Below are 21,622 nucleotides of genomic sequence, written 5' to 3'. Positions count from 1 at the left end.
TGAGTGACCGGGGTTTGTTTTGTTAATCAACTCTCTGGCAGCGTAAACCCCAATTGTCTTTTGATCGACTGGCCCGCATACGCTGCCCCAAAGCCCGTAAGGGCATTAGTCGACGGAACTGATGGAGAGTTGGGCTTTCTCGACCAGTTCGATTTTCGATTTGAGGTCGGCCAGGTGTGCAGCGGTGTAAGGATCGAGTTTGACGCCGTCCTTCTTTTGGGCTGCTTCGATCTTGGCCTTGATCGCATCGAGGTGAGTGCGAGCCAGGACACGGGCATCATCGGGTGCACCCGTAGGTCGGGTGGCCATTGAGCCGAGTGCCTTGATGATGGCCCGCTGCAGGTTGCGGCGGTAGCTGTCGACCAGTGGCTTGCGGGCGGTGTAGTCGCCAGCGGCTGGATCGTTCAGTTCGCTGAAGACCGGCACAATGATCAGATCCATATGCTCGGCAAGTGTGTAGGCATCATCATCAGCACCCACTTTGCGCTCATTGTCTTGAATGCGCGAGAGTGTGAGCGATGACATCAACTGGCTGAGCAGCTTGAGTTGCTGTGTTTCAACGAGCTGATGCAATGCCAGATCCTGTCGTGCGGGTGTCGTGGTTCCCCAGTGCGACCACTTATTGGTTGCCAGGAAGTTAACCACATTTGGGTCGAGCTTGGGGGCAGCGAAGGCCATTTCCGCCAGGAGCTGAGTGGCGGCCCGCTGTTGTTTGGCATCCATGACACGGAACGGTGCGCGGGCATTGGCATCGCCCTTGTGATCGCGAGCGACCTGCAAACCACCTGGCAGACGAGCCGCAAAGTTAGCCGTCTCCCAGTATTCACCGAGCAGGTGGTTGAACGCGAGCCGGACATTCTGATAGCCATCCCCTTCGACAGCGATCTTTTCCACGACCTTGGGCAGCAGTTCATTGACGAGAGTCATCTGACGTTTGGCAAAGGCCGAAATATCATTCCCCATATCGAAGCGGTTTGAATAGGGGTCAGCATCGCTGGGGCGGGTATCTTCGTCAGTCGAATAGTCGAGACCAGGTTCAGCGGAGCGGCTGGCGATCTTCTTCAGCTCGGCCGGTTCGTCGCCACTGATTGGTTTGTAACCATATTCGATGGCCCAGTAATCGTATGGCCCGATGGTTTTGGTGTAGTAAGCACCTTGTGGCTTGCCGGGAAGGGCAATGCTGACCGGGCAGTAATCCATTACTGAGGCGACCGTCGCTTCGTTGGCTTTGGCGGGGTCTTCAATATCCGCGAGGGATTTCCAGGCACTGGCTTTGAAGTTATGCCTCAGGCCCAGTGTATGGCCCACTTCGTGCATGACGACTTCCTTGAGTGCCTGCTCGATGTATTCTTCGGGAAGTTTGCCATCTTTTGTCATGTCGCCGCGTGCGAAGAGAGCGGCTGCCGCCACACCCATCTGCCGCTGCATCCCTGTGGTCAACTGGCACAGACGGTCATTGCCTGGCATCGCCACAGTGGCTTCGGGTTTGGCCTGAAGATCAAAGAGACCGTTGGCTTTATCGCTGGGCGTAGCGAACAGGTTGTAATCCCGTGCCCACGACCTGAGGAAGCCGGCATCGAAGAGAATGTCGGCGTCGAGAATCTGACCTGTGAGTGGATTCACACGTGATGGTCCGATGGCAAAGCCGGCATCAGCGGTAATCCAGCGGAACGTGTTGTAACGCACGTCTTCCGGATCCCAGTCGTCGTCGTCTCGCTGCTGGCGAACTTCGATGGCGTTGGCAAAACCAACTTTCTCGAAGGCTTTGTTCCACTCTTCAATACCGGCTCGAACGACAGGCCGCAGATTGATAGGAATGGTCTTTTCCATGTAGAAAATGATGGGATCTTTAGGTGGCGAGAGTCGGGCGGAAGGATCAGCCTTCTGCAGATCCCAGCGGGTAATGTAACGCACAAAGTGCTGAGGATCGGCGTTGTCGGAGAAGTCCTTGGTGGCTGTGAGGAAGTAACCCACCCGGTCATCGGCTTTGCGAGGTTTGTAGCCTGTGGATGGAAGCTGGCTGATGCTGTAATGCACACCGACTTGCACACCACGGGAATCGGGGACAGTGTCGATCGACATCGAGCTGGAATAAACCGCATTAACGGCGATTTCCATGTTCTTGGGGAAGCCTTTGACCTTGTTGATCGTCGATCGATCCATCACAAAGCTGCCGCCAAAATTGCGGCCAATCTGCTCGTCATCGCTCAGGAAAACTCGCGTCATATCGACGAGAATGCCACTTCCCGACTCTGCGATCACGGGGAGGGCATACATAATGCTGTCGCTGTAAGCGAGTTGGACGGCTGTGGCTTCAGGGCTGCCGGGTTTGGCTTTGAAGCGGACATTCTTCTTCAGGAGATGAACTTTTTCGCCCACCTTGCGGAATGTCCAGATGACATCATCACCCCAGCTCATGCCGCTGGAGAGGAAGCCACCACCCACACCACTGACACCGCGTGCCAGCGAAGAGAGCATGAGGTATTCCTGCTGCAGTTGAGCGGGTTTGAATTCGACCAGTACCTGCTGATCTTTGAAATAGATGGTCCAGAGACCTTCGACCTTTTTGGCACCTTTTGTTGCCAGAGCAAACTTGTCAGGTGCAGCTTCCTGGGCCTGGCAGGAGGATGTGGCCCAGTCCCCCGTAACTGCCGAGGCAACAATGAGTAAGGCCCCAAGCCACCACGTTCTACGCATAGATCATCCTTTGGAACTGATTTGTCGTGCTAATTGATGCAATCGATACAGACAGCCCAGGTTCTTCACCTTCGCTACAAGATTCTAGCTGATGTTGAAGCGTGTGGAATGGATCAGTTCGCTGGATCGATCGCATTCGTGAAAATCATCGCACCCTCGATTTCCCGAAAATGCGGGTTCGGAGGTCTGTACCAGAGAATCTACGACAAACTGGCAGGCAGTGTGGGAGGAAGATTTCACAGGGCGAAATGGTCTCTTGTGCACTTTCGGTGAAGTTATAGCTCCCTGTGTGCCATGCTTGCAGCACTGGGCAAGCATGTCTTCGCAAGCAAAACATCCCTTTTGTTTTCAGAGAAACATCTCAGCGCCATTGGCAGTTCGCAAGGGGCCTTCATAAGGCGAGCATTCCTTAAGTGAAATGCGTGGAACTTGGCACAGACAGCGTGTCTGGGAGCTTGTGAACGACTAGATTCAGGCGTCGACGAGGACCACAATCACCGTGATATTGTCCTTCGAGCCGCCATCTTCTGCCGCTTTGACAATGGTCTCGGCAATCTTTTGGGGATCATCACCAGTGGCCAGAAGCTGCTGAAGCTGAGGATCTGGAATTCCCCCCGTGGCTCCATCCGAGCAGAGCAGAATACGATCGCCAGTCTGAAGTGGATAAGGCTTGGCACCGCTCCCCTGCGAACCATCTTTGGCTCCCAGATACCGATAGAGCACATTGCGATACCGATGGGTAAGGGCTTCTTCCGGAGTTAAAGTCCCCGCGTCCACCAGAGCCTGGGTGAGCGAATGATCGGTTGTCAGTTGCCGAAAATCATGCTTTCGCAACAGATATGTGCGGCTGTCTCCCACACCGCCAGCGAACATCACATCATTGACAATGACGGCAAAAGTGACAGTTGTCCCCATGTTATGAAGTTTGGAATCGAGTTCGCCAAGAGCCATGATTTCGCTGTTCGCCAGCGCAATGGCGTCGTCGATCACCTTGACCACATGCTCACTTGTCGAGCTCGAAAATTGAATCTGGCTGGCAATCTTTTTGGGGATCACTTCCATCGCCAGAGCACTGGCACGCTCACCAGCCGATTGCCCACCCATACCATCCGCGACGAGAAAGAATCGATTCTGAGCGTCCACAAAGAGCGCGTCTTCGTTGTTATCACGAAAGTTGCCCTTAATACTTGTGGAACCGACTCGAAACTTCATGATCTCGACACTCACTGGAATTCACTGGATCAGGCTGCAAAAAGATCTTTCCTCCCTCTGAAAAAACAGTCAGGTCGAGGGATTCCACAGGCTCTTTGCGTGGCCGGATTTAGGGCACTCTGTCAACTTTTGCGTCTGTCAATTTCTGCGTCCGTCAACTCGGATCGCACAATCTATCCTAGCTGAACAGCCTCAGTCACAACAGCATTTCATGGCTCTTCAGGGACAATTGTGAAAACATCAAAGCCTTCGCGTCACTTTTTTACCGAAAACCCGAATTCTCCAGCAGTTGAGTCGCAAAAACTGTGAATTTTCAGGAGACAGAATCCAATCGTGAAAATCATGTCGAAAATCTGAGTCACAGCGAGGTCGTGGGACTTACTGACTTTTTTCGCTCGTGCCGGGTGGCGATTTCGGGCGTGATGGCAAAAAGGCCTCCAGGGGGTCGCTCACGCCGAGAGTGGTCACAGAAAAAAGAACTTCACCTGCTTCAAATCCGCAACTCGCACCGGCACATCGCGAAGTTCCTTCAATCAGACGGAACACACGATCTTTCGTGGGCGGAAACTGTGATTCGTAGGCCCGCACTGAGGCGATCTTCTGGGGCAGGGTGGCCGAAATGTCCATGACGAAAGAGTTCGGCCCACTCAGGGAATCCAGCGAACTCAGGCTCAGCGAATACCAGAATTGTTTCGAGATCGTGTGGACGGGTAAGTCGCCAAACTCGTCATCCCACTTGGAAAGTCGGCTGTAAAAAACAGCAGCATCGGTGATCTGAGCGGCCTGCCAGTGATCGGGCGAGGCCATCGGCGTCTTGCCTGCAATTCCCAGGACAATTCGCGGACGATACTTTCGAAAGATTCTCGCTAAAGCCACTCGCTGCCCGAAACCGTCAAACAACGTTCGGTTCGTGATCAGGAGATTGTGACGCATTTGAATCCCCAATGCCTCGGCAGCAAGGCGGGATTCTTCCAATCGGCTTTCGCGGCCCGAGCTCAATGGTGTCGGCTCACCATCGGTCAAATCGACAATGCCCACTCGATAGCCGAGTTGTACGAAAGCGGCGAGAGTTCCACCGCAGCCAATCTCGACATCATCCGGATGAGCACCGACGGCAATCACATCCAGTTCATCGTGATTCGATGTCAAAATATCGCGCGACATGCAGCGGTATTCCGTGGGTCAAGGAGTCCGGGTTCTGTATCCATCAGCAGGCATTTCGGCCATGTAGGCTGCCAGATCAGGCTGAGAAATTCCATCCCGAGACACGAAATCATTCTTCGACAGAAACGAGATCTATCCAGCCGTCAGTTCTGCATCGGCTCGGCAGATCAGGTCGTAGCTGGTGTCACTATCCGGAGCAAGACGCAATTCGTCGACAAACCCAGGCTTCTGCAATAAACGACCCAGGCGAGCGAGAACATGCAGATGCGTGCGGGAATCCCGGCAGAGTACCAGAAAGAAGATATCCGTCAGGCCGCGATTCGGTGCTCCAAACGGAATTCCTGAGGGAGTACGCCCCATGGCGATCAAAGATTGACCCAGGGCATCAGGGACTGGGTTTCGCGGATGAGGAATTGCCACACCCATATCGAAAGCCGTCGATAGCACCGATTCCCGCTCCTGGATGGCCGCAAGCAGTGCAGCGGGCTGCCAGATCTGCCACGTCCTGCCGGCAACTTCCAGCATCGATTCCAGCACAGATCGTTTCGTGCGTGCTTCGAGTGGAACCTGAATTGTTTCACGGCTTAAAAGGGCCGCAATCGGTGAGGCGGTGGCATGTTCAACCGTCCGGTGGCTCTGCTCGATAATGGCCAGTTCCCGGTCGGTGTATTCCCGCATCTCCTGTTCGAGCCAATGCGTGATTTCCGTCGGGTGGAACTGCCAATCTCCAGCCACTTTACGACCCGGAATTCGCCCGCGATTCACGAGTTTTTCAATCTCGCGGCGGTCTCGGCCCAGATGTCGAGCCAGTTCATCGAGGCTGTACCAGTCGCGCGACATTCCTCTGGCCAGGTCAGGAGGTTTCAGCAGATGGAATCCGTAGCAGCCGGCTCTGCAGATCGTCTGCTAATAACATGCAAATAAACCAGACAAATTGTCTGAAAAAACACCAAAAATGGATTTCACCAAGAGTGGCGGGCTTAAACAATCTTCACGAGACAGAACCTGAGTTTTTTTTCGCGATTTGCGCCGGTTCTGTCTTCCCGGGGCCAGTTCTCTGCCGTTGCAGTTCACAAAAGCCGCATCATCGGTAACGAAAAGTCGGCAACACGGTCAAAAGAAGTGAACTTAACATCTGTTGTTCCCGGGAGTCACATCCAGATGAATCGCTCCAAACTCGAAAAATCCCATGGTGTGATGAAAGACGCTGTGTGAATCAGCCGAAGCCTGCGATTATGCAGGACGACTGTGATTTAAGACGCCTGTTGTTTAGGACAACTGTGATCACGCGGGAGAATCATTGCGGAATTGGCGAGCCCAATGTCCCCAGGCAGCCGGCCAGACTCGGGCCAGCGATTCCCGCACGTTGGCAAACAATCGGCGGGAGGGAAGTTCCCACAGTTTCTCGGACCAGACGTGAACTTCAAATTTACCTTCAAACCCGCCAATCACAAATTCTTCCAGAATCGCCCGCACCGGGAGAATGCCATCACCCGGCAGACACATCTCGTATTCGGTCGAATTGGGACATGGAAGATCATTCACAAAGACCAGTGAGGTATGCGGGGCGATCGTTCGGAGCGATTTCTTCCAGTCCGATTCGAGGCCGCAATGATACAGATCAATTGCCAGTCCCACATTCGGGCACTGTATCTGATCGAGGATGCCGATCGTCTCATCACAAGTGTTGAGAAACGACCAAGTATGATGGAACGTTTTGCGCATGGGCCGCAAAGCCAGTTGCACTCCCAGTTGCTCGGCACGTTCCGAAAGGGTGCGAATGCCATCCACCACATTTCGCCGCGCATGCTTCGTGATATGCCCATTGAGGCCGCCAGCCACCAGAACGACGGTTTCCGCACCAACGATCGCAGCTTGCTTTAACGCATCGAATCCATCATGGATCGCTTCGGTATATCGATAGCCATGCGAGCCCGTAAAACCACCGGCAAAGCTCAGTGAAGAGACGGACATCCCTGCATCCTGCAGCAGGATGGCCGCGCGATCCTCACCAAAATCAGCCAGCCTGGGACGCCACAGCCCGATCGACCTGAAGCCCTCGGAGCGGAAGTTCAACACCGCTTCCTCGAAAGGCATGCGCATCAGGGTTAACTGACTCAATGCCAGTCGAGGAAACTCCCGTTCTCCCGGAGAAGAGAACGACCCTAATCCCTGAGGGATGGGTTGTGCCAGAGGTGGCGGTTGTATCTGTGACCAGAGATGCTGAGTATCCACTCGTCATTCACCATCAGGTAACGATTTGCATCAATCAACAACAATCGTCTTGATCGATGATCAGACAATTGCCAGTCGAGGAAGTCCGTCGCCCTGTCCTTCCACATTGTCAGTTCATTCAGGTCACTGACTCAGACGGCCACAGGTCTCGCTGGTTACTATGAGCCTCCAGCAAACTTCCGACAAGTCCATTTTTGCAAGACATCGTTTTCACGTTCCGTTGTCTCACCGAAGTTCTGCATCATAGGCATCGCGTACCGGCAAGTCATCCGTCAGAGACAGGGAATTTTCAGAAGCTCTTTCCCTGTCTCTGACTCGCTGAACATATGCAATTCGAACGACTACCCCCGCGTGGTGATGGCATAGTTGGAAGTGTCGGCAATGTTCACCCAGACATGCACATGTGGTGCACCTCGATAATGCCACACAAAAGCCGGCCCCTCGATGCGCCAGTTATCCCACACACCATCATTTCCCAGATCGTTCGATCGATAGAACGTCAGTCGGCACTGATCCAACCCGCCCTGTGCCGCCAGACACTTCATCACTTCATCGCGATCAATCTGACGATAAGGCTCCACTAAAGTTGCCAGGATGTCAGCCGCGAATGCCTGTTGATCTTTCGACATTTCAGCCACCAGCAGACCGACCGGGGCTTTCTGGCTCCCAAAATGAACCTGGGCTTCAGGTGGTGCCTGAGGTGCCAATGCCTGCTCGCGCTGTTTGCCATCGAGCATGGTGTACAGGCTGTTCGCCTTCAGTGCCTGAGGCCAGAAGACATTCCCTTTGTGGCTCGGTTCTTCATTGAACGCTTCAGCGGCATGACCATAGAAAATCGGCCCGCCAAAGCAGGCATGAGGCGTGGTGTCTCCATCGCAGCGAATGGTCAGATGCCGACCGGTCATCACCAGTTCGAAAGGCCCTTTTTCAGGATCACCAAAGATGGCAATCGACTGATGTTTCCCATATCCACCGGCATCATCTTTCAACTGCTTACGAATGCGGTCGTGCCAGTCCGGGTGATACAAACCCCAGAACAGCGCCTCGATCATCTCCTGCTGATCTTTCGTAAAGAGCTTGCTCCCGATATTCGCATCCGAGATCTGCCAGTTGTTCGAGACATGCGTTCGCAGCACCCCTCGATCGTCCTTGTAATCCCAGTCGTAACAGACTTCTTCCCTCTGCTCGGGAGTCAGCGATTGAAACAACGTCTTGACGAGGTTCTCCGAAGTTGGAGTGGCCGTCGATTTTTCCTCGGCCCTGAGCAGAGACGAACTTGAGTGGGCGAGCATTGTCGCTGCCGAGGCCAGAGCGGCTGTCTTGACAAAGATTCTTCGCGAAGGTGCAGCAGGCTTTTGTTCGAGAGGGTTCTGGCAGCAATCGTCATTCAACGATGCCTTCCCGACGGTTTGTTCATTGGGGTTCATGTGCATGTCCTCGAGCGCAGGGGTCTTCCATCACGTTGCCGGCATACCGCCAAACAATCAGTATCTGGTTCATCCCCGAAAAAGGCAAAGAGATTTCCTCCAGGAGGAATCGGCCCTCACCCACGATGGAACAGCGTTTTCTGTGCGATACTTCCAGTCCTGAACAGTCCGTAGACACAAATAGGTGTCATCTTCGCTCAGGGGTGGCCCGGCCAACTCGTGGCCGGGTCGTTGTGCTCAACACAACGACAAGAAGCCGCGCCATGCGTGTCTCACGCCATCACTCTCGTCTCGCCCTTAATTGCCCAAACGTCGATTGACGTTGGTTGATCATCGCAATTCTGGTGCAGATCTATCACGTGCCTCACAACACGCAGCGATCAACTGTCGGATGGCTTGCGGATCGTTAGAAAATCCCCAGATGATCGCGAGCTTCATCGGTCATCCGGTCCGGTGTCCATGGGGGCGACATCGTCAGCTTGATGGTCGCGGTCTCCACCGATTCCAGTCGCTCGAGTGCCATGCGCGCCTGATGCACAATCTGTGGGCCGGCGGGACAGGCGGGACTCGTCAACGTCATTTCGACTTCGACCTGACCACCATCAAGAGCCGTGACTCCATAAATCAAACCTAGATCCACAATGTTGACCATCAGTTCCGGGTCAATCACTTCGCGCAGTGCCGTCAGATACTCATCCTGTGCCGCAGCTTCCGCGAGTGCGGTCTGAGCAGCCGTCTCTTCAGGAGCTGCTGCCGGAGCAGAGGTCTCATTTGTGGTTTCGCCGGTCACGGGTTGATCCGTCACCGCGGCCTTGGCTGGTGCCTTCGCTGGTTCATCAGACACAAAAATCTCGCTATCGCGGATTTCGACAGCGAAGGTTCGCACACCTCGTGTAGCGGGCATGCACATCGCTTTGCCTGTCGATAAATCAAACCGCGCGCCATGGCGTGGGCACTTGATTTCCTGACCCACCAGCGGCCCATCCGTTAATGGCTGCCCGTCATGCGTGCAAAGATCTTCAATGGCGTAAAAGAACTCGCCCAGCCGGATGAGCAAGGCAGGGGTTTCATCCACTTCAATCGAAAGCCGGCCGCCGTCTGGAAGTTCCGTAACACTGGCAACTCGTTCAAACCCCATCACAAAACCTCAAAATTCCTGGTCGCATTTCGCAAAAGTTGTCAGTTCATTCGGTCCCACTTGCCAGTGAATCCAGCCATCTCCCTGGACTTCAACATGGCAACCGGCGGGATTCATTCGCTAGGTATCTCTTCCTAATCCCAGTTTGCGCTCGACTGCCTGGCTTAATGTTTCCTGCACTGCAGGAACCGGAATCCGATCATAAACCTGCTGGAAGAAGCCTTCCACAATCATGTGCATCGCTTCATGACGCGAAAGGCCTCGGCACATGCAATACAAAATCTGATCCTGATCCACTTCGCCCACTGTCGCACCGTGTGTACAACGGACATCATCCGTCTCGATTTCGAGGCCGGGGATGGCATCCGCACGGGCTGTTGTCGAGAGCAGCAGACTGTCATTTCGCTGATAACCGTCGGTCCGGGGGGCCCCCTTTTCGACATCGATCATCCCGCGCCAGATCACTCGTGATTCATCCCGCAGCACATCTTTATAAAGAAGATCGCTGCGTGTATCCGGTGCCCGGTGTGTCTGCTGAGTATAGTACGAAATGACCTGACGATTGATCGCAAACGTCACGCCATTCACTTGAGCCACCGCGCCGCGTCCATCCAGCGAAACATCCTGATGAGTATGTGCCAGGCGGCTTCCCAATCCACCGACTGTCCACTGCAGGAAGCCATCTTTCTCCACATGTCCGGCCTGTGTCGCCAGATGCCAGGTCCGATGATTCCAGTTCTGAAGCTGCACATATCGCAAACGTGCTTCCTGTCCCAGAAGCAGTTCCACCCCGCCCACATGCAGCCCGGTATGGGTCGCATGCAACGATGTCGTTTCTTCCAGGAGGGTTGCCTCAGCACCATCTTCGAGGATCACCAGTGTGTGGCTGAAGTCAGCCGCTTTATCCTTCGCCAGCGCCACCAGTCCGTAGAGCGGGGCTTCCACTCTGACATTTCGCGGAACATAGAGCACAGTTCCACCTGTCCAGAATGCAGCGTGCCAGGCACTCATCCGGTCCTGATCATGCTTGACGGCCTTCTGCATCAGGTAAGGCTTGAGCAGTTCGCCATGTGTTTGAATCAACTGGGTCAGGCTGCCAAACACCACACCGCGGGCCGCCAGTTCTTCGGAAAGCTCAGAAATCGCCAACTGACCATCCACATGAATCACACGCCCGGCAAACTCCGCCCGATCCGCCAGCAAAGTCCCAATGGCCGGATCGGAATTGGCTTCCAGTCCACTGGCGGCATTTGCTTCTGCCGCAGCTTGAGTCGTGACCAGATGAAATTGCGAAGGCTTCAGCGCCCGCAAGTCAATCCGCTTCCATTCCTCGGGATCGAGCGGCTGCTCAAGAAATTCCGTGTACTTGGCAAAAGCCTCGCGGCGAAGTTCACTCACCCAGGCCGGCTCATTGCGGCTGGAGAGAAATTGCTCGAAAACTTCCTGAGAGAAGCCGGCAGCAGAACTGGATGCGATGACAGTCGACATAACCTGAGTCACTCAAACTAAGAAGATAGGCGGATCCGTCGATTCTGCATTCTGGGCAGAAACAACCGTAAAAATTCATGTCGCTAAGCAGATGTTATTCCACGAATCAGCCAACGCTGCCTTCCATCTGCAACTCGATCAGTCGATTCATTTCGACGGCATATTCCATGGGCAACTCTTTGACCAGAGGCTCAATAAACCCGGTCACAATCATGGCCGAGGCTTCGGCTTCCGTCAGGCCGCGGCTCATCAGATACAGCAGCTGTTCTTCAGCAATCTTCGAAACCGAAGCTTCGTGCTCGATCGCCACATGCTCCTGCTCAATTTCAATATACGGATAGGTATCGCTGCGGCTCTCCGCATCGAGAATCAGGGCATCACACACCACATTCGATTTGCAATTTGTGGCGTGTGGTTCCACTTTAACAAGCCCGCGATAACTGGCTCGACCACCCGCCTTCGAAATGCTCTTGGAAACAATCCGACTCGAAGTATTTGGTGCGCAGTGCACCATCTTGGCACCCGCATCCTGATGCTGACCCTTACCGGCAAAGGCAATCGAAAGTGTCTCGCCGCGAGCACCCGGTTCCATCAGGTAGATCGCAGGATACTTCATCGTCAGTTGAGAACCCAGATTGCCATCGACCCACTCCATGAGTGCATTCCCATAGGCCATGGCCCGCTTAGTCACCAGGTTGTAGACGTTGTTCGACCAGTTCTGAATCGTCGTGTACCGGCAACGGGCATTTCGCTTGACGATGATTTCGACCACAGCCGAGTGCAGACTTTCGCTGCTGTAAGTGGGAGCAGTACAGCCTTCGACATAATGGACGGAGGCTCCTTCATCCACAATGATCAGCGTTCGCTCGAACTGACCCATGTTCTCGGAGTTAATGCGGAAATAGGCCTGGAGTGGAAACTCGATCTCGACCCCTTTGGGGACATAGATAAACGAACCACCCGACCACACCGCTGAGTTGAGAGCAGCAAACTTGTTGTCGAATGACGGAATGACCGTACCAAAGTGTTCCCGCACCAGCTCAGGATAATCCCGAATGGCCGAGTCAGTATCAGTGAAGACCACACCCTTCTTGGCCAGATCTTCCTGCAGACTGCCGTACACCACTTCCGATTCGTACTGCGCCTTCACCCCAGCGAGATACTTCTTCTCGGCTTCAGGAATACCCAGTCGATCGTAGGTCTTGCGGATGTCGTCGGGAACGTCATCCCAGGACTGTTCCTGGCGATCGGATGCCTTCATGTAATAATGAATGTCCTGGAAGTTGAGATGCGAGAGATCCCCGCCCCAGGTCGGCATCGGCTTGGAAAGGAAAATGTCATAAGCTTCCAGTCGAAAGTCACGCATCCATGCGGGCTCTTTCTTCATTGCCGAAATCTGCTCAACGATCTCACGATCCAGCCCTTTACGGCTCTTGAACGTGTAGTTATCCGTCGAGTCATGGAACCCGTACTGATATTCGCCGATTCCCAGGTCATCGCTGGTTGAACTACTGAGATCTGTGGCCATTGCTATCCCCTTAAACTGTTGTTCGGGCACATGGGCCAGAGCGAACAGGTCTGTTTTCTCACATCAAATCGATCTTCATCTGCGACTGATCTCGCAGCGATGTTTCAAGCCGAAACAACTACACACTGGCTGGTTCAGCAGTGCGGTTGTGAGCTTCTGACGACCGGCCACTCGCACGGGCTGCTTCTTCAGCCGCCTCTTCCGGATGTCGCAGTCTGACTTTGGAATAACCTTCGTTATGAAGTTCACGAGCCAGCGAAGCATCGCCGGTTTCGACAATCTTTCCAGCCAGCATCACATGGGTGAATTGAGGAACGTTGTATTCGAGCAGGCGTTCGTGGTGCGTAATGATCAGCACGCCCATCTGCGGGCCGGAGAGCTTTCGTAATCCTTCGCTCACCACGCGAACTGCATCGCTGTCAAGCCCCGAGTCCGTTTCATCCAGTACGGCAAAACGTGGCTTGAGCATTGCGAGTTGCAGAATTTCCATCCGCTTCTTTTCACCACCCGAGAAACCTTCATTGAGGTATCTGCGGGCAAATTCACCATCCATACCCAACTCATCCATCATCGACTTGAGTTCTTTGCGGAACTCCCGCATCGGGATGAGCCCTTCGCCTTCTTTGCGATCGGGATTACGGATGTTCGTAATCGCGTGACGCAGAAAGTCAGCCACTTTCACGCCCGGAATCACAATCGGATACTGGAACGCCAGAAACAATCCCAGTCGGGCCCGCTCGCAGGCATCCAGCTCATTGAGAGGCTTGCCATCGATCTCAATCGAGCCCTGTGTAATTTCGTACTTGGGGTGACCCACCAGCGTGTAAGCCAGTGTGCTTTTGCCCGAGCCGTTCGGTCCCATCAGGGCATGAATTTCACCCTGGCGAACTTCGAGGCTCACGCCGCGAAGAATAGGGAGTCCTTCCACCGAAACATGCAGATCTTGAATCTTGAGCGAGGCAACCATGAAACTCTCTTTTCCACTCTCGACAGAAAACAATGGAGGATCAAAAACTCGCTGAAACAGCGAGGTCAAATTGATGTGCTGACAACCTCAGTTGAATTTGTGCTGGTCACAGGCGCAGTCATCGACGATATCGAGACCACAGGGGCCAGCTTCCCGTATCCCGAACGATGCGGCACAGGGAGTTGAGACACCGTATTACGGCCCAGTTTTCGGGCACGAATTTTATCCTGAATGCGCATCACCCCTTCGAGTAACGCTTCGGGGCGAGGTGGACAACCGGGAATGTAGACATCCACAGGAACCACCAGATCGACACCTTTCACTACATGGTAGCCGTATTTGAAATAAGGCCCACCACCAATGGTGCAGGCACCCATGGCAATCACGTATTTCGGATCTGGCATCTGGTCATAAAGCCGCCGGATTCGACTGGCCATCTTGTAAGTGACCGTCCCCGCGACAATCATCAGGTCGGCTTGCCGAGGCGTGGCACGAAATGCTCCCGAACCAAATCGATCCAGGTCGTATTTGCTCATCCCCGTGGCCATCATTTCCATGGCACAGCAAGCAATCCCGAAAGTCAGTGGCCAGACGCTCGAAAGTTGACCCCAGTTCATCGCCTGTTCAAGCGTGGTGACAATCAGGTTCTCTTCAAAGCGGCCTTCAATCCAGGGGCTGCCCGCACTCGGCAGTGAATGATGATTGAAGTCGGTACCCGCAGCAGAGGGAGGTGTTTGTTCGCGATTCATGACGTCGCCTCCACCGCATTCCGACTCGGTAATGCCAAAACGGCCACATCAGAGCGGACGGCCACATCAACCCGGGCTGCCACATCAGAATTTCCGCAGCGAACATCCTCTCGAACAGACGTTTCCACCATTCCTGTTGGAACTGGAAAAGCCTCGATCGGATGGAACTCACAGTGACCATCGCCATTGCGACATCGATGTGTCATCGTCAGTGGTACGCCCAGCACCTTCTCAAAGACCTGCTGTTCCAGATCGCAGATCGATTCATCGCTCGCTGCCAGTTCATGATAGGGGCAGTTGTTTTCCCGCAGCACCGGCAGACTTCTTGAACTGTCAGTGGTCACATCCACCGCATGCACACTGAATCCGCTACTCTCCAGAAGTGCCGCCAGTTGCTGCATCCGATCTCGCAATTCGGGAGCATTGACCGATTTCGAGTATTGCTCTACCAGTGCGTCTCGGATGCGACCTTCAAGAATCTTGCGAATGCCTGCATCAGGAATATTTCGCAGTTCCCGCCACAGAATTTGTGCCAGGTCAGCGTAGTTATCCCCCAGTTCTCTCAAACCAGCGGGGGAAACCGTGTAGGAATGATAAGGGCGGCCGCGATGCGCCTTGACTGTCTGCCGCAGAATCCAGCCGCCAGAAAGCAGCCGGTTCAAGCGTTGACGCACAGCGGTCTGCGTGACTTTCACCGAGTCACATAAATCCTGAATGGTGACGGCACCCAAAGGCTGCATCCGCTCAAGGAACTCACGGTCCCCGGGATCCAGTATTGGTTTCATCACTCGTTCTCCTGATCGACTCAAATCGCCAAGCTGAAAATTAAGTTCGACAGAACTCTTTCTCAGGCAAATTCACTCCCGCATCACCAGATCAATCGCGGCTTCATCACCAGTTCCGACCAGCAGTCCGCAGACAATTCTGTCAATCCACCTGCCGGAATGACGCAACTCATTGAAAAAATGAGAGTTGTGAAGCTCAGGTGTTTCGCGAAAGTGGTCACTGTTCGCAGAAGTCGGTAGGCTCCTGAAGTGGCCTCTCTTGCTATGCTAGACATGCCAAAAGGTTTTGACAATGAATTGTGCGAAAAATAATAAGTTGAGACTGAATCTCAACTTAGGGCCTCCCAATGGACGCTGCCCCATGTGAGTCAAATGGTCAGAGCCGACCTTGGCATCTCGGGTGTCGACAGTGCACCATCACCACGATTGCCGACATTCGTCATCACAGCCATGCCGCAAGCCGGGAAGTTGAAGGAAATCGTTATGGAAGCTTTTTCGTTGGAGCGGGTGGCGAATACCGGAGAGACTCTCGAACTCGTCTGGAGCGACGGGTTGGTGCAGCACATCCCCTGGAGCGATCTTCGCCGAAAGTGTCCCTGTGCTGTCTGTCAGGTCGAGCGCGAGAAGCCCACGCTTGTCGAGCCGGTCAAACCTGCGAACCTGTTGGCCGTGATTGATCGAGCCGAAACACTCCCCATCAGACTGACTTCATTTCGTGCCGTTGGCAACTACGCCTACGCCATTTCCTTCAGCGATGGCCATTCCTCAGGGATCTATTCTCTCTCCACACTCCGGCAGATCGGCAACTAGTTTCACCATGATTCTCCGGCGTCCTTTCCTGGTTTATATGCTTTCCATGAAGTAAGAGCGCTCTGTGTGCCATGCTTGCAGCTCTGGGCTATCTATCACACACATCTGTCACTCAAGCGTGGCCCGGCCAACTCGTGGCCGGGTTGTCGTGCAAAGCCACGACAACAAGAAGCCGCGCCATGCGCATGCCCCTCAAGAGCCCTCGCCCACATCATCGTGGAAGAGGGCAGGGTGAGGATCTTCTCTCTGATCTTAGGTAGGGTGCATGAAGTTCTTACGGAATGCACCAGCTCTACGTTTACCTGACAAACTGGAGTCCACACGCCATTAAGGCAACTCTTCGATGACAATGTCCTTAAAGCGAATCTCCGCCACTCCGCCACCGTGAATCTGCAGTGCCAATCGTCCCGCAAGTGGAATCTTGGCATCGTCTTCGGTGTAGTCTATGGTTTCGACACCATTGAGCCATAAACGAATCCGCGGGCCTTCACATCGGATACGGTAATCGTTCCATTCCCCTTTCTTCAATGATTTGGCCAGAACTTCAGCCGTCGGCTTTGCCAGCATTTTGTTCCGCCGACTCTCGTCATAAAGCGCCCCGTCATATCCCTGGCCAATATCGGCCTGATAGCCAATCATCTCGTGATGATCCGGAATCCGCTCCGAGCGAATCTGCACTCCGCCATTTACGAAACCCTCTTCACCTTCAAGTTTGTACTTCAGCCGCAATTCAAAGTTCCCGTAGCTTTTTTTCGAGGCCAGAAACTCGTTACGGGGAACCTTTTCTTTGAGCGAACCTCCCACAATCACGCCATCAACCACCCGCCATGTCTTCGCCGTGTCACCTTCCCACCCTGCCAACGATTTCCCATCAAACAATGAGACCGGTTCAGCCGCATCGACTGTTGATAAATTTCCTCCGCACAAGGCGAAAACTCCGCAGAGCATTCCTGTCCAACAAACCCATCGTTGCCACATCATTGATTTCCTCTTGGGGCTCTACTTGTCGTGATCATGATATTCAAATCGACGAACTCACTCAGTCTAGCAGTCATCACAGTGCATCCGCGTAAGAACTGGGAGCAGGCTTTGCTCCGGTCCTTTCGAGAGCACTGAAAAACTCTTCCAAAGCAGCCAGATAGCGTGCCGTGATCCAGTCGTTGTGTCCCACTTCGTCCAGCAGAATAAACTGGGCCTGAGCATGAGCCTTCGCCACCAGCTTCCGGATCGACTTCCAGCGAATCAGTCGATCTTGAGCCCCATGGCTGATCAGGATCGGGCAGTGAATCTCGCCAATCGCTCGCCACGAGTTGAGCTTCGATGCCGGGATCACCCAGGCCAGTGGGCCATAATTTTGCCAGGCCACATTCTGTAACGAGCGAAATGAACTCTGCACAATCAGCGCCCGCGGCGTGATCATCCGCGCCAGTTGAATCGCAATCGCACCACCCAGAGACTCACCCATCAGCACCACATCGGCTTCATTCACACCAGCCAGTTCCGCTACTCGCGTGCGGGCCGCTTGACTGTCTTCAATCACACCTTCAATGGTCGGCACACCTTCACTGCGGCCATACCCACGATAATCAATCATCAGCGTGGTCACTCGAAACTGCTGCTGCAGAATCGTCAGCCACTCTGTGCGATAAGCAATGTTTCCCGCATTCCCATGGGTGATCAGAATCACTGCCCGCGGGTTCTCACAGGGGCAGTACCACGCGTGCAGCTTCGTACCATCTTTCGATTCAATCCACACATCCTGCTTGACGAGCCCCGGCGGATTCCAGCGACCCACCGGATACTTCACGGGATAAAACAGCATCCACTCGTAAATTCGTGGCCGCTTCGATTTTGGCTGTTGTTGAGAGGACGTCGAGCGATGACCAATCAGCGGCAGATGTCGAATTGTCAGCCGTACCGCTCGCCTGATCTCGCGGTAAAGTCCCATGATCCATCCCCGTAGTCACAATCTCAACCAGAAACATCTTTGCCATAACTCGCAATCTTACCAAAACACCTGGCTTTCGACTGGCACAATGTGAGACTCTTTTTCTCAAGCTCAATTGCAGGTTGTCCATCCCTGCCGAAAATGATGTACTCTCTACCAGAAAAAACAAATCTCAAATCTGTGCCGATCCACTGCTGAGCCTCCGGAGAATTCTGATGCCCATCTCCCCCAAAAAATTCGCATTATTTCTGGCATGGATGATCTTCATTTCCTTTGGGCAGCCGGTACATGCTGCGCAGGCGGTGCTTGCTCAGGAACCTGTGCCCAAAGCGGGCAGACAGCGCCCACCCAATCTCATCTGGATCATGGCCGATGATCTCGGATATGGCGAACTCGGCTGCTATGGGCAGAAAGTCATTGCCACGCCTCACATCGATCAGATGGCGCGGGAAGGGATGCGCTTCACACAGTTCTATGCCGGTGCGACTGTCTGTGCCCCATCTCGCAGTGTGCTCATGACGGGCCTGCACCACGGACACACCCGTGTCCGCGGCAATGCGGGTGACAAAAACCCAGCCGCCCAGGCCCTGAGAGAGCACGATATCACCGTAGCCAAACTTCTTCAGCAGGCCGGCTACAACACCGCACTCGTCGGCAAATGGGGCTTAGGCGATCAGGGCGAAGCCTCGACGGGAATTCCCGCAAAACAGGGCTTTGATGAGTTCTTCGGATATCTCAATCAGGTCCATGCCCACAATCACTACCCCGATTTTCTCTGGAGAAATGAATCGCGCGTCACCTTGCCCAATAAGATTGTTTCCGTAGGCCAGAAGGGTGGGGGATATGCCACAGAACCTCTCGCCTATAGTGATGATCTCTTCGCCGATGAAGCCGTCCGTTATGTGGAAACTCATCAGGAAAAGCCATTTTTTCTCTACTGGAGTATGGTGGTTCCCCATGCCAACAACGAACGTAACAACGCCTTGAAAAATGGCACAGAAGTCCCTGATCTTGTTGACTACGCCAGGCACGATTGGCCAGCCGCCGATCAAGGCCATGCCGCCATGATCACCCGGATGGACAGCTATGTGGGCCGCCTTCTCAAGGTTCTTAAAGAAAACGACCTCGCTGAGCACACGCTGGTCATCTTCACCAGCGATAATGGCCCGCATAACGAAAGCAATCACAACCTAAGCCGCTTCCAGCCCAGCGGCCCATACAGCGGTATCAAACGCAGTCTGACGGATGGTGGCATTCGCGTCCCTTTCATCGCCTGGTGGCCAGGAAAAATTACTCCCGATTCCACCAGTGGACACGTCGGCTATTTTGGCGATTGGATGGCAACTGCCGCCGAGTTGGCGGGGACATCCCTGCCACCGAATTGTGATTCCATCAGTCTGGTGCCCACACTCCTCGGCCAGCCTGAAAAGCAGCAGTCGCACGAGTTTCTCTATTGGGAGTTCCATGAAGGGGGCTTCCGCCAGGCGGCGCTCTATCAGGGTCGCTGGAAAGGAATTCGACAAGGTGGCCCGGATCAACCTCTCCGACTGTACGATCAACAGCAAGATCCCGCTGAAAAAACCAACGTCGCTGCCGAGCATCCCGAAATCGCAGCAAAAATCTCCGCCTATCTCGCCACCGCCCGCACCGAATCTGCCGACTGGCCCGCAATCTGGCAGCCAGCAGCCAGAAAAGGGAAGTAACCTATCAGGGAGCTTCCGTAGTTTCCGTATTCAAGGGAAGTTTTTCGGCAGGGAAGTTTTTGGGCTGAGTCGAAACCCTCAATCCGTCCGATCCTTTCGCCCATTTCACTTCCGGATGTGAGCAACCTTACGGGTTTGTCACGTACTGACGAGGCCTCGACTCGCGGTGAAGATTCCAGTTCGACATGCCGAACTGGACAGAGTGGGCATTTCTCGATTCTCGAGGAGTGCTCAACCGACCATTTCACCATTCTCGAATAGACAGGCGGGCCAGCTTTGGAACGGACACGCGCGAATCAGCTCAATCGGCGTCGTTTTCTGGCTCAGGCTGGTCTTGTGGGTGGCGTCGGAGCCGTCGCGACTCAAGCCGGTTCCTCTCAGGCTCTTGCCGCCAGCAACTTGGCATCGAATTCAAAGCCCAGCCGTGTTCTGGTCCTCGGTGCCGGAATGTCGGGCCTGACAGCCGCACTGGCACTCCACCGGCGGGGCCACGATGTCCAGGTTCTCGAATACCAGAATCGAATTGGCGGCCGGCTGATCTCCGTCCCACTCAAAAATGGACAGACAACCGAAGGGGGCGGTGGTCACTTCCGCACCAACATGCCCCTCGTTTGTGGCTATATCAGCAGGTTTCGCTTACCACTCATTGCCATGAATGACGGCTGCCCCAGGTTCCATGTCGCCGGGCAGATCGGTGACGCCAATCTCATGCAGCCCTGGCCGTGGGAGCTTCAACCGGGCGAACGCAACGTCTCTCTCCCCTCATTGCTTGCCAATGCCCTGGTCAAAGTCGGCATCAATCTCAATACCGTTCTCGAACCACATTGGCCCAATCCACAGGTTCTCAAGCAACTTGACCCTCTGACGCTCAAAAGTCTGTTGCAATCAACGGGAGCATCGGAAGCTTTGATTCGTCTGATCGATGCTTACGCCGCCGAAGCGACAGTCGATACTGCCGTCCTGGCGCTCTTGCCAGATTTCGCCTATCACTTTGCCGATCGAAATCTCTTTCGCATTGCCGGTGGAAACGAGCGTCTACCTCAAGCCATGGCACAGGTTCTGGGGAACCGGGTTCATCTGGGAGTACCAGCCGTCTCGATCCGGCAAACGGCTACCGAGATTTCAGTCGTGACCAAAGACGGCCGCACATGGACAGCCGATTCCGTGATCAGCACCATCCCGTTTACCATTTTACGGGAGATGGAAATCACACCCCGCCTCTTACCCAGAAAGCAGGCTCTCGTCGATCAACTGGAGTGGTCGCCCGTCGTTAAAGTTTATGTTCAGACTCGCACTCCATTGTGGCTCAAAAATGGCGTGCATGGCTGGCCGATGGCCGCCTCTGATCGTCCCTGGGAACGCGTGATTGATATCACGGGCAACGAGCCGGGAGGTTATGGCAACATCTTCTTTTACCTCACTGGCAAGAATGCCGAGAACTTCCTCAAGCGCCCGAAAGAAACCCGCGCCATGGAAGTTGTCAATCAGTTTCGGGCCGACCTGCCCGGCCTCATCGACGAGGTTGTGACTGTGGGTGAATTTTCCTGGCCCGATCAACCGTGGATCAAAGCCGCTTTCGCCAACCTGCCACTGGGGGCTGGCTGGATGATTCAGGAATGGCAGATCCCCGAAGGCCGACTCCACTTCGCCGGCGATTTCACCACGCTCAAATCGGGCTGGGTCGAAGGAGCGATTGAATCAGGGTTACGTGCCGCCCGCCAGATCGATCCCCAGGCCAGACCCGAGTTTGAGATTGAGTGGATTTAGCGAT

The 21,622-nt window shown here is 54.3% G+C and carries 17 protein-coding genes; 3 read left to right on the top strand and 14 right to left on the bottom strand.

Going from position 1 to position 21,622, the window contains the following annotated elements; genetic code table 11:
* Positions 1-105: 105 nt before the first annotated feature.
* The 12 genes from A6X21_RS01980 to A6X21_RS01925 form a co-directional block, all read right to left on the bottom strand.
* A complete protein-coding gene (locus A6X21_RS01980) occupies positions 106-2,697 on the bottom strand; it encodes a zinc-dependent metalloprotease (RefSeq protein WP_068845710.1) in 2,592 nt (863 codons plus the stop codon).
* Positions 2,698-3,168: 471 nt separating this feature from the next.
* The gene (locus tag A6X21_RS01975; RefSeq protein WP_068845769.1) at positions 3,169-3,909 is read right to left on the bottom strand and encodes a PP2C family protein-serine/threonine phosphatase; all 741 of its coding nucleotides are present in this window, start codon (positions 3,907-3,909) and stop codon (positions 3,169-3,171) included.
* A 378-nt stretch (positions 3,910-4,287) separates the two neighbouring features.
* Positions 4,288-5,073, bottom strand: coding sequence for a PIG-L family deacetylase (locus A6X21_RS01970; RefSeq protein WP_068845707.1), 786 nt, complete (start codon positions 5,071-5,073; stop codon positions 4,288-4,290).
* A 132-nt stretch (positions 5,074-5,205) separates the two neighbouring features.
* Positions 5,206-5,913, bottom strand: a complete 708-nt coding sequence (locus A6X21_RS01965; RefSeq protein WP_068845705.1) for a PTS sugar transporter subunit IIA — start codon at positions 5,911-5,913, stop codon at positions 5,206-5,208.
* Between the two features lie 444 nt (positions 5,914-6,357).
* On the bottom strand, positions 6,358-7,308 hold the full coding sequence (locus tag A6X21_RS01960) for a sugar phosphate isomerase/epimerase family protein (RefSeq protein ID WP_068845703.1): 951 nt from the start codon (positions 7,306-7,308) through the stop codon (positions 6,358-6,360).
* 341 nt (positions 7,309-7,649) lie between these two features.
* Positions 7,650-8,735: a DUF3500 domain-containing protein gene (locus tag A6X21_RS01955; protein ID WP_083233334.1), complete on the bottom strand. Its 1,086-nt coding sequence runs from the start codon at positions 8,733-8,735 to the stop codon at positions 7,650-7,652.
* 406 nt (positions 8,736-9,141) lie between these two features.
* Positions 9,142-9,873: an iron-sulfur cluster assembly protein gene (locus A6X21_RS25715; RefSeq protein ID WP_083233333.1), complete on the bottom strand. Its 732-nt coding sequence runs from the start codon at positions 9,871-9,873 to the stop codon at positions 9,142-9,144.
* Between the two features lie 120 nt (positions 9,874-9,993).
* Positions 9,994-11,361, bottom strand: a complete 1,368-nt coding sequence (sufD, locus tag A6X21_RS01945; protein ID WP_068845701.1) for a Fe-S cluster assembly protein SufD — start codon at positions 11,359-11,361, stop codon at positions 9,994-9,996.
* Positions 11,362-11,467: 106 nt separating this feature from the next.
* Complete coding sequence (gene sufB, locus A6X21_RS01940) at positions 11,468-12,889, bottom strand: Fe-S cluster assembly protein SufB (protein ID WP_068845699.1); 1,422 nt, start codon at positions 12,887-12,889, stop codon at positions 11,468-11,470.
* A gap of 118 nt (positions 12,890-13,007) precedes the next feature.
* Positions 13,008-13,856, bottom strand: a complete 849-nt coding sequence (gene sufC / locus A6X21_RS01935) for a Fe-S cluster assembly ATPase SufC (RefSeq protein ID WP_068845763.1) — start codon at positions 13,854-13,856, stop codon at positions 13,008-13,010.
* A 65-nt stretch (positions 13,857-13,921) separates the two neighbouring features.
* Complete coding sequence (locus A6X21_RS01930; protein ID WP_068845697.1) at positions 13,922-14,605, bottom strand: NADH-quinone oxidoreductase subunit B; 684 nt, start codon at positions 14,603-14,605, stop codon at positions 13,922-13,924.
* Positions 14,602-15,390 (bottom strand): helix-turn-helix transcriptional regulator, encoded by a 789-nt coding sequence (locus A6X21_RS01925; RefSeq protein WP_068845694.1) that lies wholly within the window; start codon positions 15,388-15,390, stop codon positions 14,602-14,604. The genes A6X21_RS01930 and A6X21_RS01925 overlap by 4 nt, the downstream gene beginning before the upstream one ends.
* 372 nt (positions 15,391-15,762) lie before the next feature.
* Between A6X21_RS01925 and A6X21_RS01920 the strand changes: the two genes are divergently transcribed.
* A complete protein-coding gene (locus tag A6X21_RS01920) occupies positions 15,763-16,200 on the top strand; it encodes a DUF971 domain-containing protein (RefSeq protein ID WP_083233332.1) in 438 nt (145 codons plus the stop codon).
* 327 nt (positions 16,201-16,527) lie between these two features.
* Here the strand turns inward: A6X21_RS01920 and A6X21_RS01915 are convergent, their stop codons facing one another.
* Together A6X21_RS01915 and A6X21_RS01910 are read right to left on the bottom strand one after the other, a co-directional pair.
* On the bottom strand, positions 16,528-17,181 hold the full coding sequence (locus A6X21_RS01915; protein ID WP_083233331.1) for a 3-keto-disaccharide hydrolase: 654 nt from the start codon (positions 17,179-17,181) through the stop codon (positions 16,528-16,530).
* A gap of 73 nt (positions 17,182-17,254) precedes the next feature.
* Positions 17,255-18,148, bottom strand: a complete 894-nt coding sequence (locus A6X21_RS01910) for an alpha/beta hydrolase (protein ID WP_068845690.1) — start codon at positions 18,146-18,148, stop codon at positions 17,255-17,257.
* Positions 18,149-18,363: 215 nt separating this feature from the next.
* On the opposite strand from A6X21_RS01910, the gene A6X21_RS01905 reads away from it, so the two are divergent.
* Both A6X21_RS01905 and A6X21_RS01900 read left to right on the top strand, forming a co-directional pair.
* The gene (locus tag A6X21_RS01905) at positions 18,364-19,851 is read left to right on the top strand and encodes an arylsulfatase (protein ID WP_068845759.1); all 1,488 of its coding nucleotides are present in this window, start codon (positions 18,364-18,366) and stop codon (positions 19,849-19,851) included.
* A gap of 276 nt (positions 19,852-20,127) precedes the next feature.
* The gene (locus A6X21_RS01900) at positions 20,128-21,618 is read left to right on the top strand and encodes a flavin monoamine oxidase family protein (RefSeq protein WP_068845688.1); all 1,491 of its coding nucleotides are present in this window, start codon (positions 20,128-20,130) and stop codon (positions 21,616-21,618) included.
* Positions 21,619-21,622: the final 4 nt, after the last annotated feature.

It is taken from the genome of Planctopirus hydrillae, from assembly GCF_001707835.1.
GTDB lineage: Bacteria > Planctomycetota > Planctomycetia > Planctomycetales > Planctomycetaceae > Planctopirus > Planctopirus hydrillae.
Note: the sequence above shows the minus strand (reverse complement) of the source record. Positions and strands in the feature narration are given on the sequence as shown.

Bases quoted from the DNA above. Each gene is read 5' to 3' on its own strand.
- A6X21_RS01930 (WP_068845697.1), bottom strand. From the start codon at position 14,605: ATGAATCGCGAACAAACACCTCCCTCTGCTGCGGGTACCGACTTCAAT.
- sufC (WP_068845763.1), bottom strand. From the start codon at position 13,856: ATGGTTGCCTCGCTCAAGATTCAAGATCTGCATGTTTCGGTGGAAGGA.
- A6X21_RS01910 (WP_068845690.1), bottom strand. From the start codon at position 18,148: ATGGGACTTTACCGCGAGATCAGGCGAGCGGTACGGCTGACAATTCGA.
- A6X21_RS25715 (WP_083233333.1), bottom strand. From the start codon at position 9,873: ATGGGGTTTGAACGAGTTGCCAGTGTTACGGAACTTCCAGACGGCGGC.
- A6X21_RS01915 (WP_083233331.1), bottom strand. From the start codon at position 17,181: ATGATGTGGCAACGATGGGTTTGTTGGACAGGAATGCTCTGCGGAGTT.
- A6X21_RS01970 (WP_068845707.1), bottom strand. From the start codon at position 5,073: ATGTCGCGCGATATTTTGACATCGAATCACGATGAACTGGATGTGATT.
- A6X21_RS01905 (WP_068845759.1), top strand. From the start codon at position 18,364: ATGCCCATCTCCCCCAAAAAATTCGCATTATTTCTGGCATGGATGATC.
- A6X21_RS01925 (WP_068845694.1), bottom strand. From the start codon at position 15,390: ATGAAACCAATACTGGATCCCGGGGACCGTGAGTTCCTTGAGCGGATG.
- A6X21_RS01975 (WP_068845769.1), bottom strand. From the start codon at position 3,909: ATGAAGTTTCGAGTCGGTTCCACAAGTATTAAGGGCAACTTTCGTGAT.
- A6X21_RS01955 (WP_083233334.1), bottom strand. From the start codon at position 8,735: ATGAACCCCAATGAACAAACCGTCGGGAAGGCATCGTTGAATGACGAT.
- sufD (WP_068845701.1), bottom strand. From the start codon at position 11,361: ATGTCGACTGTCATCGCATCCAGTTCTGCTGCCGGCTTCTCTCAGGAA.
- A6X21_RS01920 (WP_083233332.1), top strand. From the start codon at position 15,763: ATGGTCAGAGCCGACCTTGGCATCTCGGGTGTCGACAGTGCACCATCA.
- sufB (WP_068845699.1), bottom strand. From the start codon at position 12,889: ATGGCCACAGATCTCAGTAGTTCAACCAGCGATGACCTGGGAATCGGC.
- A6X21_RS01980 (WP_068845710.1), bottom strand. From the start codon at position 2,697: ATGCGTAGAACGTGGTGGCTTGGGGCCTTACTCATTGTTGCCTCGGCA.
- A6X21_RS01965 (WP_068845705.1), bottom strand. From the start codon at position 5,913: ATGTCGCGCGACTGGTACAGCCTCGATGAACTGGCTCGACATCTGGGC.